The 13363-nt window shown below is 57.2% G+C and carries 11 protein-coding genes; 3 read left to right on the top strand and 8 right to left on the bottom strand.

What is annotated here, in order from left to right:
* The first annotated feature begins 6 nt into the window (after positions 1–6).
* Complete coding sequence (atpA, locus tag NW812_RS08005) at positions 7–1527, top strand: F0F1 ATP synthase subunit alpha (protein WP_414395693.1); 1521 nt, start codon at positions 7–9, stop codon at positions 1525–1527.
* Positions 1528–1553: 26 nt separating this feature from the next.
* Entirely contained in the window at positions 1554–2498 is a 945-nt protein-coding gene (locus NW812_RS08000; protein ID WP_414395691.1) for a F0F1 ATP synthase subunit gamma, read from the top strand.
* Here NW812_RS08000 and NW812_RS07995 read toward each other — a convergent pair.
* The 8 genes from NW812_RS07995 to NW812_RS07960 form a co-directional block, all read right to left on the bottom strand.
* A complete protein-coding gene (locus NW812_RS07995; protein WP_414395689.1) occupies positions 2495–4120 on the bottom strand; it encodes an ABC transporter permease in 1626 nt (541 codons plus the stop codon). The two genes, NW812_RS08000 and NW812_RS07995, sit on opposite strands and share 4 nt — an antisense overlap.
* Positions 4121–4289: 169 nt before the next feature.
* Positions 4290–5336 carry a Fe(3+) ABC transporter substrate-binding protein gene (locus NW812_RS07990; RefSeq protein WP_414395687.1) on the bottom strand — a complete coding sequence of 349 codons (1047 nt, stop codon included), beginning with the start codon at positions 5334–5336 and terminating at the stop codon, positions 4290–4292.
* A gap of 216 nt (positions 5337–5552) precedes the next feature.
* Positions 5553–8465, bottom strand: coding sequence for a PAS domain S-box protein (locus NW812_RS07985; RefSeq protein ID WP_414395685.1), 2913 nt, complete (start codon positions 8463–8465; stop codon positions 5553–5555).
* A complete protein-coding gene (locus tag NW812_RS07980) occupies positions 8404–9192 on the bottom strand; it encodes a PAS domain-containing protein (protein WP_414395683.1) in 789 nt (262 codons plus the stop codon). The genes NW812_RS07985 and NW812_RS07980 overlap by 62 nt, the downstream gene beginning before the upstream one ends.
* 110 nt (positions 9193–9302) lie before the next feature.
* A complete protein-coding gene (locus tag NW812_RS07975; protein WP_414395681.1) occupies positions 9303–9878 on the bottom strand; it encodes a hypothetical protein in 576 nt (191 codons plus the stop codon).
* Positions 9879–9926: 48 nt separating this feature from the next.
* Positions 9927–10535, bottom strand: a complete 609-nt coding sequence (locus NW812_RS07970; protein WP_414395679.1) for a Uma2 family endonuclease — start codon at positions 10533–10535, stop codon at positions 9927–9929.
* A gap of 27 nt (positions 10536–10562) precedes the next feature.
* Positions 10563–11147, bottom strand: a complete 585-nt coding sequence (locus NW812_RS07965) for a Uma2 family endonuclease (RefSeq protein ID WP_414395677.1) — start codon at positions 11145–11147, stop codon at positions 10563–10565.
* A 43-nt stretch (positions 11148–11190) separates the two neighbouring features.
* Entirely contained in the window at positions 11191–11820 is a 630-nt protein-coding gene (locus tag NW812_RS07960; RefSeq protein WP_414395675.1) for a Uma2 family endonuclease, read from the bottom strand.
* A 110-nt stretch (positions 11821–11930) separates the two neighbouring features.
* Here NW812_RS07960 and csx2 point away from each other — a divergent pair, with 110 nt between their 5' ends.
* Positions 11931–13250, top strand: a complete 1320-nt coding sequence (gene csx2, locus NW812_RS07955) for a TIGR02221 family CRISPR-associated protein (protein WP_414395673.1) — start codon at positions 11931–11933, stop codon at positions 13248–13250.
* Positions 13251–13363: the final 113 nt, after the last annotated feature.

The raw sequence follows: 13363 nt of genomic DNA, 5'->3' as shown, positions 1-13363 counted from the left end.
ACTGCCATGCCTACCATTCGCCCAGATGAGATTAGCACCATCATCAAGCAGCAGATCGAGCAGTACAACCGGGAGATGCAGGTCTCCAATGTCGGCACGGTTCTGCAAGTAGGAGACGGCATTGCCCGCATCTATGGCTTGGAGAAGGTGATGGCCAGTGAGCTGCTGGAGTTTGAGGATGGCACGCTGGGCATTGCTCTCAACCTCGAGGAAGACAACGTTGGCGCCGTGCTGATTGGCGACGGCCGTAACATCCAAGAAGGCTCTACTGTCAAGGCCACAGGCAGAATTGCCAGCATTCCCGTAGGGGAAGCCCTGCTGGGCCGCGTGGTCGATCCCTTGTGCAATCCCCTCGACGGCAAAGGGCCGATTCACTGCACCGAGACTCGCCTCATTGAGTCCCCAGCTCCCAGCATCATTGACCGCCGCTCGGTGTATGAGCCGCTCCAGACCGGCATCACCGCCATCGACGCCTTGATCCCCATTGGGCGGGGACAGCGGGAGCTCATTATCGGCGACCGCCAAACGGGTAAGACCACCCTTGCGGTCGACACCATCCTCAACCAAAAAGGACAGGACGTCATTTGCATCTATGTGGCCATCGGCCAGAAGCAGAGCAACATCGCCCAGGTGGTGAACATCCTAACCGAGCGGGGGGCAATGGACTATAGCGTCGTGGTGGCTGCTGGCGCCGACAGCCCGGCCCCCCTACAGTGGCTGGCTCCTTACTGCGGGGCCACCATTGCCGAATACTTCATGTACCAAGGCAAGCACACCCTGGTGGTCTACGACGACCTGTCCAAGCAGGCAGTAGCCTACCGCCAGATGTCGCTGCTGTTGCGCCGTCCCCCCGGTCGGGAAGCCTATCCGGGCGATGTGTTCTATCTGCACTCGCGGCTACTGGAACGGGCAGCCAAGCTCAACAGCCAATTGGGCGAGGGATCCATGACCGCCCTGCCGATTGTGGAAACCCAGGCCAATGACGTGTCGGCCTACATTCCCACCAACGTTATCTCCATTACCGACGGCCAGATCTTCCTGGAGTCGGATCTGTTCAACGCTGGCATTCGCCCAGCCATCAACATTGGCATTTCCGTTAGCCGCGTTGGCTCGGCGGCGCAAACCAAGGCTATGAAGAAGGTCGCTGGCTCCCTGAAGGTGGAACTGGCGCAGTATCGGGATCTGGAAGCCTTTGCCCAGTTTGCCTCCGACTTGGATGAGGCCACCCAAAAGCAACTGGCCCGCGGCCAACGGCTGCAGGAGATCCTCAAGCAGCCCCAATATTCGCCCCTGTCTTTGGACCAGCAAGTAGCCATTATCTATGCGGGAACGCAGGGCTACCTGGACGACATCCCGCTAGAGAAGGTCTCCAGCTTCAAGCAGGGACTGCTGTCCTACTTGAGCACCGCCCATCCCAAATATGGCGAAATCGTCCTCTCCACCAAGCAGCTTACCGAGGAGGCGGAAGAGATCCTAAAAACCGCCATTGCAGAGTTCAAGCAAAGCTTTGTAGCTCAGGCAGCCTAGGGGCAGATCCAACAAGAGAGAGGGTTATGGCCAAGCTAAAGCCAATTCGGGATCGCATCAAGGCAGTGAAGAACACCCGTAAAATCACGGAGGCCATGCGCCTGGTGGCGGCAGCGCGGGTGCGGCGGGCTCAGGAGCAGGTGATGGCTACCCGTCCCTTTGCCAATCGCCTGGCCCAGGTTTTCTATCGGCTGCAGACGCGGCTGCGGCTGGAAAATGTCGAGCTGCCCTTGCTAAAGCAGCGCCCTGTGGCAACAGTGGGCCTGCTAGTGGTGGCTGGGGATCGGGGTCTGTGTGGCCCCTACAACGCCAACGTTATCAAGCGTACTGAGGAGCGAGTGGGCGAGCTGCAGGAAACAGGGCAGCAGGTGCAGCTTTACCTGGTAGGCCGCAAGGCGGTGCAGTATTTTCAGCGGCGCTCTGCCCCTATCGCCAAGACCTACGTGAATCTGCCGCAGATCCCCACTGCCGCTGAAGCCGCTCCAATTGGGGATGAGCTGCTCTCCGCTTTCCTCTCCGAGAAGGTGGATAAGGTGGAGCTCATCTACACCCGCTTTGTCTCGCTGATTAGCTCGCGGCCAGTGGTGCAATCCCTGCTGCCTCTAGACCCTACGCGCCTGGCTGCTCGCGACGACGAGATCTTTAACCTGCTGGTGCGGGGGGGAGAGTTTACCGTCGAGCGCAGCAAGATCGTTGCTCCTGTCTCAGCCCCGCCGCCGGACATGATCTTCGAGCAGGATCCCGTGCAAATCCTGGATGCGCTCCTGCCTCTGTACCTGAACAATCAATTGCTGCGGGCTCTGCAGGAGGCAGCAGCCAGCGAGCTGGCGGCCCGGATGACAGCTATGAGCAATGCCAGCGACAACGCCACTGAGCTTATCCGTACCCTCACCCTTGCCTACAACAAAGCTCGGCAAGCGGCCATTACCCAGGAGATCCTCGAGGTGGTGGCAGGTGCCGAGGCCCTCTAGGTCTCTTCCCGTCCGGAAGAGTACAAGTTACGCTGCCGGGCCATTTGGGAGTTGAGCAGGATGACAGGCAAGAGCCCCACCAAGACCATTGCCAAAGCAGGGGCACCGGCCTCGGCCAGGCGTTCGTCGGCAGCCATGCGGTAGGTGTAAACGGCCAGGGTATCAAAGTTAAAAGGCCGCAGCACCATCGTGGCTGGCAGCTCCTTCATGACATCCACAAACACCAGCAGCATTGCCCCCAAGATCCCGCCTCCCATCAGCGGCAGGTGCACTCGCCACAGGGTGCCCAGGGATCCCTGCCCCAGGCTGCGGGCTGCCTCGTCCAGGCTGGGGGGGATGCGCAGCAGGGTTGCCTCGACGGTGGCTAGAGCCACTGCCAAAAAGCGCACCAAATAGCCAAATACCAGGGCGGCGATGGTGCCGCTAAGAACCAAACCGGGTGGCTGCTGAAAGAGCACCTGCCGCAAGTAGCTCAGCAGTTGATCCAGTCGCCCCAGGGGAAGCAGAACTCCCACGGCAATCACCATACCTGGCAGCGCGTAGCCTAAAGAAGACAAGCGCACTGCCAGCCGCAGGCTCCAGGTGGATCCCCGCTGCAGCCGCAGCCCATACAGCACCACCACCGACACCGAAACGGCAATCACCGCTGTGATGGTGGCTAGTAGAAGGCTATTCCGGGCGTAGCTCCAAAAGTGGCGGCCCACCGCTCCCTGGCGCAGCGTCATCTGGAGCAGGATAAGGGCGGGGACGACAAAGCCTAGCCCAACCGGGATCCCACAGGCTAGCCACGCTCCCACCGCTCGGATCCCCTGCAGACGGTAGCGGGCTAGAGCTGGCCTAAGCCCTTGGCGATAGTAGCGCGCCCGCCGGCGCAAGAATTGCTCCAAGCCCATCAGCAGCAACACCCACAGCAACAGCAGCGCCGAGAGCTGAGCTGCTGCCACCGGATTGCCGAGGGCCGTCCAAGTGCGGTAGATGCCGGTGGTAAAGGTATCGACCCCGAAGTAGCTGACGGTGCCGAAATCGTTCAGGGTCTCCATCAACGCTAGGAGGCAGCCAGCCACGATCCCTGGCCGCGCCAAAGGCAAAGCCACCCGGAAAAAGCTAGCCCAGGGCCCGTAGCCTAGGGAACGGCTCACCTCCAAACAGGCCACCGACTGTTCCTGGAAAGCTAGCCGCGCCGAGAGATACACATAGGGGTAAAGAGTCAGCGTCATCAGCAGGATTGCCCCCCCCAGCGAGCGAATGTTGGGGAACCAGTAGTCGCCGATCCCCCAGCCGGTGACCCGCCGTAGCCAGATCTGGAAGCCCCCAGTTACTTGCAAAAAATCGGTGTAGGCGTAGGCCAACACATAGGTAGGGGCCGCCAGGGGCAACACCAGCATCCACTCCAGCCAGGCCCGCCCCCAAAACTCGCACATCGTCACCAGCCAGGCGGTGCCGCTGCCCACCAGGATGACTCCCAGCGCCACCCCCGCCATTATCAGCAGGCTGTTGCGCACATATAGCCCCAAGACCGTGTCAACCAGGTGCCCCCAAACCTGCCGCTCGTCGGCAAGGAGGCTGAGCAGCACTGTTAGCGTGGGAATCAAAATTAAGCCCGTCAAGGCTACGGTCAGCAACGTCCAGCCGCTGAACCATCGCCTCCAAGCGCTCTTGAATTTAGCCAAGCTAGCTTTCCCATCAACTGCAATGGCAATTCCTGAGAGCTGGCAAAAATCTGATCTAGCCATACCGGGGAGCCAAGAAGAAGGCTCTCGGCAACCCCGGCATTTTGGGTGAACCTAGCCCTTACCGCCAACCAGCCCGATCCATGACTTTCAGGGCCTCGGGGGTAACGCGGCCAATGCTGGCGGCGTTGATCGTGTCTTCCTTGAAGGTGCCAAAGCTGGCCACCACCGAGTCGATCTCCGCCCCCCGCAGCACCGGGTACTCGTTGTTGCTCTGGGCAAAGATGGCCTGCGCCTCTGGGCCGGAGAGAAACTCCAGAAACTGGATGGCAGCCTCTTTATTGGGAGCGGTTTTCAGAATGCCGGCGCCGCTGATGTTGACGTGAGTGCCGCGATCCTCTTGGTTGGGGAAGAAGACGCCGATTTTCGCGGCTACAGCGCGATCTTCTGGATTGTCGGATTTGATCAAACGCGCCAGATAGTAGGTGTTGGCCAGGGCCACGTCTCCTACGCCAGCGGCTACGGCTTTGATTTGATCAATGTCTCCCCCCTCTGGCGGGCGGGCAAAGTTGGCCACCAAGCCCCGCGCCCACTTTTCCGTCTCCGGGATCCCGTGCGCCAAGATGATCGAAGCCGTCAGAGACTGGCTGTACACATTGCTGGAGGAGCGAGTGAGCACCTTGCCCCGCCACTTGGGGTTAGCGAGATCCTCATAGGTGGACAGCTCCTTGGGATCCACCTTGTCCTTGTTGTACATGATTACTCGCGCCCGCTTGGTCAGGCCGAACCAGTAGCCTTCCGGATCCCGCAGGGATTCTGGGATGTTTTTAGCGAGCGTCTCCGACTGGATAGGTTGAAACAAGCCTTCGTTTTGAGCCCGCCACAGCCGGGCCGCATCCACTGTCATGAAAATGTCAGCGGGGCTGTTGGATCCCTCGCTGCGGAGGCGCTGGAGAATCTCGTCGGCGTTGCCCTGCACCCAGTTTACCCTAATGCCCGTTTTCTGTCTGAACAGTTCGTATAGTTTTTCATCTGTGCTGTAGTGCCGAGAGGTGTAGAGGTTGACCTCCCGGTTGGCGCCGCGAGCCGAACGCCCCAGCGAGCCTACTGTCAAGGCTACCGATCCCAACACAGCTGCGTTAACCAACTGCCGTCGCGATAAGCGCATACCCAACTCCTAAACTCAAAAAAAATCTCAGGAAAAGCTGCTGCACTGATTTCGTCAGCAGCAACGGATCTGGCCCTAGAAGCGGACCAACCCTTCCAAATCCTGCTTTTCTAGACCAAGCCTATTGAGAGTCTGTATCAGTAGCTTCGCCCTAGGCAATGATAGGGGATCTCAAGTACTGAGTCAAGCTCTTAGGAGCTATTCTCACCAAGCAGATTAAAGTTGCGGCAGATGGGGCAGGTGGAGCGTAAAGGTTGTCCAGCCGGCGGCGCTGCTGACCTCGATGGATCCGCGCAGCTGATCCACCATCTGTTTCACCAAGGCCAGGCCTAGACCGGTGCCCCCTTCCTTCCAGGGATCATTGCTGGGAATGCGGTAAAAGCGCTCAAAGATGCGCGTGAGCTCCTCGGCAGGGATCTCTTGACTATTGCTGACCTGGATGCGGCTTCGACAATTTTCCGTTTCGATCTGCAAGCGGATGGATCCCTGGGGTGGGGTGTATTTCACCGCATTGTGCAGCAACTCGCGCAGGATTCGCCCTAAGAGCAAGGGATCTGTCGTGAGGGATCTCTCCAGGGGAACGCTGGCTTGGAAAGTTTGCCCCTTGGCGCGGGCCCGCTCTTGGGTAACCGTCAGCAGATCCCCCAGCAGCTCCCGCCAGGTGAGGGCTTGGATGTTCAGGGCATAGGCCCCGGCTTGTAGCCGCTGCAGATCCAGCAGGTCGCTGACGAGCTCGATTTCCCGCTGGCATTCCCGCTCGGCAATAGCCAGGTATTGGGCTCGCTTCTCCTCAGAGGGAGCTATCTGCAGCATTTTGAGAGCCATCCTTAGGCTAGTGAGGGGAGTGCGCAGCTCGTGGCTGACGGTGCTGATGAAGTCGTCTTTCAATTGGTTGAGGCGCTCTAGAGCTTGCACCTGCTCTTGGGCAGCTTGGAACAAGCGCGCCTGGCGCAGTCCAATGGCACATTGGTTGGCCACCTGCTGGATAAGTCGGATCTCCTGGTCGTCGAAAGGACGCCGAGCCGATCGAAAGATCCACAGATCCCCCAGGACTTGGCCTTTATCTAGCAAGGGACAAGCCATCACTACTTGGCGGTCTTCCAGGGCTTTCCCTGAAAAGCAAAATAGACAAGACTGCCCCCTGAGCAGTTGTCGATGAACGTCTCCGTAAGGGCCTCTCTGCAAAGGTACAGAGAGATTTAGGTAAGACTTCGAGCGGGGGCAATACTCGTAGCGGATGGTGGCAAGGGTGAAATCGGCGTTGTAAAGGCTGATATCGCAGCCATCGGCATCTAGACTTTCTCCCAGCTCGCGCACGGCGGCGCTGAGGATCTCAGCTTCGTCGAGAGAATCGCGCACGCGGTTGGTAATGCTTCTTAGGAGAGCCTCAAATTGCAAAGCCCGCTCTAGCTCTGCAGTGCGCTGCCGCACTTTTTCTTCTAGCGTTTGGTTTAGAGCTTTTACCTGCTCGTACAACTGAGCCTGTTGCAACGCGATAGCCAACTGGTCGGTCAGTTTCTGCAAAAGCTCAATTTCCCACTCCTGCCACGGGCGGCTGGATTGGCAGTGCTGCGCCACCAAGAGGCCCCAAAGGTCTTCACCCCGTCGGATTGGGATCACCAAGTTGGCCTGGGCCTGGAAAGATTCCAAGAGCTGCCGATAGCAAGGATCCAAACTGGCGGTCGCCACATTTTCGATGGCTTGCACAAAGCCCTGCTGGTACTTGCGATGGCAGGGATCCCTGGGGAAATACTCATCCCACACGTAGCGGCCCAAGTGACTAGGCCAGGGATCCACCACTGACTCAGCGGCCACAAACCCCCCTGCCCCCTCCTGCAACTGGTAGATCATTACCCGATCCACCTGGAGAAACTCCCGCACCTCGGCAGTGGTTGTTTGCAAAATAACTGGCAGGTCTAGAGCTTGTCGGATCCGCCGCAGCAAAGCCCCTAGTAGTCGCTCCCGCTCTGCTTCTTGCATCAACAGATCCTGAGCCTGCTTAAGAGGCGTTATGTCCACAACAACGCCACAGACGGCATAGGGATCCCCCTGGCAATCTCGCAGGGCAAATTTGGTAACCCACTGGCTCAATTGCTTGCCATTGCGGGAAAAAATCCGCTCGTAGCTGACAGGATCCGGAGATTGGAGAGCTCTCTGATCCTGCTCTCGGAACTCGCGGGCCTCTTCGGGAGTGAAAAGCTCATCATCCAGCTTGCCAATAAGTTCTCCTAGCTCAGAACCTCTCTGTTGTAGATAAAACCTGTTGGCGTGAAGATAGCGCCCCTCCAGGTCTTTGAGGAAGATGGAAAAGGGGATGCTGTCCAGAATAGCTCTAAGGCGAGCCTCACTTGCTTGTAGAGCCAGCTCCACCTCTTTTTGCTCGGTGATGTCTTCCGTAACACCTACAAAGCGGATGATTTCTTGCTGCTCATTAAAAATAGGCTGACAGGAAGTGCGTAACCAGCGCAGGCTGCCATCTCGATGGAAGATGCGGTAGGTGATTGGCTGCTCCCCTCGAATAACTCGAGGAAGAGATCGAAAAACACGGGGCAGATCTTCAGGGTGAAGCCTTGCTTTCCAAAGATCCGGTTTTTGATAAAACTCCTCCGGGGTGTATCCCCAGATGCTTTGACACCGGGGGCTTTCGTAGAGAACTTGGCTGAGATCTGCGGAACAGACGAAGAAATTCACCGGCACAGCCTCGGCCATTTCCCGAAAGCGGGCTTCGCTTTCCCGCAAAGCTAGTTCCACCTGCTTTTGTTGGGTAATGTCGCGGCTGCTGCACACAATTCCCTGCACTAAAGGATCCTGCAAAAGGTTGGTGCAGCGGCTCTCCAGCCACACCCAATGGCCATCGGCGTGCTGGGCCCGATAGACAAAGCTGAGCGTCTCGCCTGGGCTAGCTCTTAGGCGCTGGAAAGCGTTGACAACAGCCTGTCGATCTTCAGGGTGGATCCACTCCCAAGGCAGCGGCTCTCCCTCTTCAAGAAAGCGCCCTAGGATCCTCTTAGCCGCCGGTGGGTTAAGGCAATGCAACCGGTCCTGGCCGTCAATTCGGCACAAGATCTCATGGCTGTTGTTGATGAAGGCGCGAAAGCGCTCCTGCTGCTCTACTAGCTCTTGTTGCATAGGTATAGCGCTCTTCTCCCTGAACGAGCTCTTTCCCCTCGTACTTGACAACTTCCCCTCGAAGGGCGCGGGCGACATACTCTTGCCAGTCCCCGTGTTCTTGAGCCACTGCCTCCAAAGAAGTGCCCAGCAGATCGCCAAACCAGGCGCGGTCGGTGGCATTTTGTAAAATCAGCACTCCTTGAGGATCCCTGGCCCACACCGCCAACGGCAGGGCATCTAGCAAAGCGCGCAGTTGGGCTTCCTGCAGCCGCAGGTTTTCTTCCCATTGCTTCTTCTCGGTAATGTCTCGGCCTAGCCCACGAATAAACTGCAACCGGCCCCGCCAGTCAAAGATGCCCTGGTTGACCCACTCCAACCAGCGCACCTCTCCCCGCCCATCTATTAACCTACTGACTTGGCTAAAGAAGGGGTGCTGAGGAGTGAGCTGGGCTATTTTCTGCCGCACCTCTTCTTGTTCCTCTACTGGCAGGGCCTCAAGCCAGCGCCTGCCCCGCCAATCGCCTAAAACCTTCCGACAAGTTTCGTTGCACTCCACAACCGTTGTATCCGCCCGCGCCAGCATGACGATGTCTGCAAAGCCCAGCTGAGCTTGCTGCAGCCGCCGCCTTTGCCAGTAGATCAGCACTGCTAGAGAAGATCCCCAAAGGACTAGCCCAAGCCAAGTGGGCAAAGTGTTCTGGCTGAGTAAGGTAATCAGGTTAACCAAATCCCTAGGGACGCTCATAGAAGTTAGGCTGGCCGATTAATCGGTAGCATTTCTAACCTAGACTCAGGCATTGTGCCAGCATTTCCGCTATCTCCCTGGGGAGGACAGTATCCCCTGACAAGGGAGCTTTAGGACAAGGGGTTCTTTTTTGGATTTCCTAGATATGCTTGAATCCAGCCCACCAGCCGCTGAGAGAGCACGAAAGCCTCTGGCTCGCTCCCTTTGACGCCTACTTGGCTATTGAAGCAAGCGATGACCTCCTCTTTTGGATCAAGTTGGGAAGGGTCTTCGCGAAACTGGAGCCGCACCTGACTTTGGACTTGGAAACTCTCTTGGGCTTGGTTGTCTAAGAGCTCCCAGCCTACCCGATGTATCCGCACCCCTTGCAATTGAGCCAAGGGATAGGAGAACGCCTGCTGCCGCCAAATTCCCCAAGGGCCACGCAGACGGGTTAAGGTGACCCGTTGGTTTTCGCGATCCAAGCTCAAGATTTGCCCCAACCCCCAAGGGATCCCAGTCCATAGGCCCACCCCCACAAGCACCAACCCCAAGAGCAGCGAACGAGCCCACAGCTGGGATCCCAGCGCCAACAGCCCTAGGCCCACAACCACCCGCCAGGCCAGTTGCTCAGGGGTAAACCTTTGCAGGGCAATCCGCAGCCGTCTGGGGTTGCGCTCCAGGACTTGCAGGTGAAGTGGTGCCATGAAAGCGGATCCCGTTTTTGGGACCAGTTTACCAGGTGCCTTAGAACCCTAGAACTCAGGCTCGGCAAAAAACTCTGACAAATCCAAGGCAAAACCAGGGATCACCTCTTCGCCTTCCAGAATGTCCCCTGGCCGCTTCAATGCTGCGGGCTCAGGCTGGCGGTAGACTAAAACATACTTTTCTTCGGGATGAATGACCCAAACAAGCCGGGATCCGTTCTCAAAATACTCGACAATTTTGTCGTGGATCTCTCCTACAGTATTGGCCTCAGAGAGAACCTCTATAGCCAGGTCCGGAGCTCCCTCGATGTAGCCCTTGGGGATCCCGCCAAGGGATCGCAGCCGCTCTTTGGAGAAAAAAGAACAATCTGGGGAGCGGCGGTTGCCAGATTTCATTTTAAACGAGGTATCAGCGTCGAAAGTAAAGCCGAGCTTCTGGCGGCGGACGTAGGCGCCTAGGATGATGTGAATCAAACTTACATAGTATCCATGCTTCGCACCTGCCGAGCCCACGGCAACCAGTTCCCCGTTCACAACTTCATAGCGATTGCCATCATCGGGCAGGGCCATAAACTCTTCATCCGTCCAAATCTTCCGAGGAACTGCTGCAGAGTTTTCAGCAAGCTCTTGCGCTAGCCCTTCTAGAGCTTCAATCATGGTAACCCTCTCAAATCGCTAAAACAACTAAGGGATCCTCGCTTGGGCAAACACATCTTGAGGGACAACCGCCAGGCCTGGCAGGAACTCATCCTGAATCACTTGGGATCCAGTAAATGTCCGCGGTGGGGCATCGGGATAAAAGACCGTGATGCTCTTAGCTTGGGGATCCACCACCCAAACTCGGGGGACGCCCGCATCCAAGTAATCGGCTACTTTCTGAAGCATCGCCCCAAAGCTTTGGCCAGGAGAAAGGATCTCAATCACCCACTCAGGAGCTACCGGACAAGGTCCATCTTGGGTATGCTGGGCTGGCCAGCGCTCAAAGGAAACATAGAGTAGGTCGGGAACCGGAAACCATTCTTTCCCTTGCCGCTGCAAAACAATCGCCAACTCTGTGTATACATCCCCCTTACCCTGACACCATGCATCCAGGATCCAAAGCAGTCGTTTCTGCAGGGAGGCATGAAACCTTTGGGGCGACATGGGCGCATCCTTGGGGACGGCTTGTCCATCGACCAGCTCATAGGTAACATCTCCCTCTGGCAAGGCTAGAAACTGCTCGGGAGTCAGTTTTTGACCTGAAACCAGCGGCTCTGTAGTTGATAGCATCAGGAGATCCTCCTTATCTTTTGCTGTTTGAGGTTGCTGCTCGCTAAGGGATCCGCGCTTGGGCAAATACATCCTGAGGAACAACCTTCAAGCCCGGCAAGAAATCCTCTTGAATAGCTTGGGATCCCGTAAAGGTCTTTGGCGGGGCATCGGGGTAGAAGACTGTGATGCTCTTGGCCTGCGGATCCACAATCCAAACGCGGGGGATCCCCGCTGCTTTTTGAAGTGCAGCCCCAAAACTCTGCTCTGGAGAAAGGATCTCAACCACCAGTTCAGGAATGGCAGAACAGGGCTCATCGGCCATGGCTTCAATTGGCAATCGCTCATTGGAGATGTAGGTGATATCCGGAACCGGGATCCAGGGCTCCCCTTGTCGACTTAGGACAATTGCCCATTCAGTGTGAGCGGATCTCGGCTTGGGACACTCAGCAGCGGAACACCAGTCCTCAAGGATTCGCCACAAGATAGGCTGAAGACGAGCGTGGAAGCGCTTTGGCGACATGGGTTCATGTTTGGGAACAGCTTGCCCATCGACCAGCTCACAGGTAGCATCTTCCTCTGGCAAGGCGAGAAGTTGTTCGGGAGTGAGCGATAGCTTTTCGTCGAGATCATGCTGGAATCCCCATCGCTCCAGAGGCCAACTGCTTTCTAGGTTAACTTCAGGCTCTTTCACCTTCTCTGTTTGGGAAAAGGTGTCTTGTTTTCGTGAAGGGGGGCTTTCAGGTTGCAGGAGCTTGCCAGCGCCTATGCTTTGATTGTTGCAGGCTCACCTGGAGGATCCCTATGGCCAAAACCCTTTTGACTACCCTGGGCACCACCAAATACACGGAGACAGTGTATTTCTTTGGAGAGCAAAGGGCAGATAAAACCTGCTACGTTGCCAAAGCCCTCTGCCAGCTTTTTGAGATTGACAGGGTTGTTCTCCTGCTTACCGAAGAAGCCCGCGCTACGCACTGGAACTGTCTGCAGGACTGTCTTCCCTCCCACGTGGAGAAAATTGCCAGGGCTATCCCCGAAGGGAAAACCGAGGCAGAGACTTGGGAGATCTTCGACGTGCTGGTGGATAGCATCGAGCCTAACACCCAGCTGCTTTTTGACATCACCCACGCCTTTCGCTCCATCCCGGTGCTGATGCTCTTGGGAGCCGCCCTTTTGCGCAAGGCTAAAAACGTCGAGATCCAGGGGCTCTACTACGGCCTCTACCGCCATGGCCAGGCAGAAACCCCCATCATCGATCTCACGCCGGCCATTCGGCTTTTGGACTGGCTGACGGCTAGTGACAAGTTCATCAGCACCGGCTCGGCGGTGGAACTGGGGCAGCTTTTGGACAGGGTTCAACGGGACTTTTACCGGCAGCAAAAGCCCGGCAAAGGGGATCCCCGGCCCACCCGGCTGCAGAGCTTTGGACAGGCCATCCGCGACATCTCCCGTTCCCTGGAGCTGGTGAGGCCCGTCAGCCTGCAGGAGGACTTGCGCAAGTTACAACGACACTCCACCGAGGAGTTGGCCAAGGAAGCGGGCCAATTTGCCAAGCCCCTTGGCCTACTGCTGCAAAGTATTCAAGATAGCTACAGCCAACTGGCGCTGCCGGCAGAAAAGGCGGCGGATCCCCAAGCGCAAGTTCAAAAGCACTTTCAACTGCTGCGCTGGTATGTTGAAAAGCGCCTCACCACCCAAGCCATTCTCTTGGCCCGCGAGTGGGTGGTCTCCGCCCTTTGCCTCTGTGAGGGGCTCCAAAACTACCGCCAACGAGAAGCGCGGCAAGTAGTTGAACACCAGTTGGGATCCCTTATCCAGCGGAGAAAGCAGCCCTTGGGAGATCCCCCTGCAACTGGCGAATCAGGGTCATCCCTCATCCAGCAAGAGGAGCAGCTTCAGTTTCTTCCTCCCATTGCCGCCCACGTTTCGGATGTGAAGCAGCTTGCTGATCTTTGGTCTTGCCTAAGCGAATACCGCAACGACGTAGCCCATGGGCAGATGAATCCCGATCCCCTAGGCGGCGAGGCCTTGGAGAGCTTTGTGCTGCAGAAGCTGCTGCCCAGCTTGGAGGCGCTGTTTCCCGAATTGACTCGGCTAGAAAAGGATCCCTCCGCTTCTTGGTAAACCCAAGACATCGGCAGCTTCGTTCCCGCTTTTCAAGCCTAGTTAAAAAGTTGGCCAAGCTCAAGCTTGATCCTCCCAGACGACCAGAAAAAAAGCTGAAGAAATCTGGGAAG

Source organism: Synechococcus sp. O70.2, from assembly GCF_047462135.1.
GTDB lineage: Bacteria > Cyanobacteriota > Cyanobacteriia > Thermostichales > Thermostichaceae > Thermostichus.
Note: the sequence above shows the minus strand (reverse complement) of the source record. Positions and strands in the feature narration are given on the sequence as shown.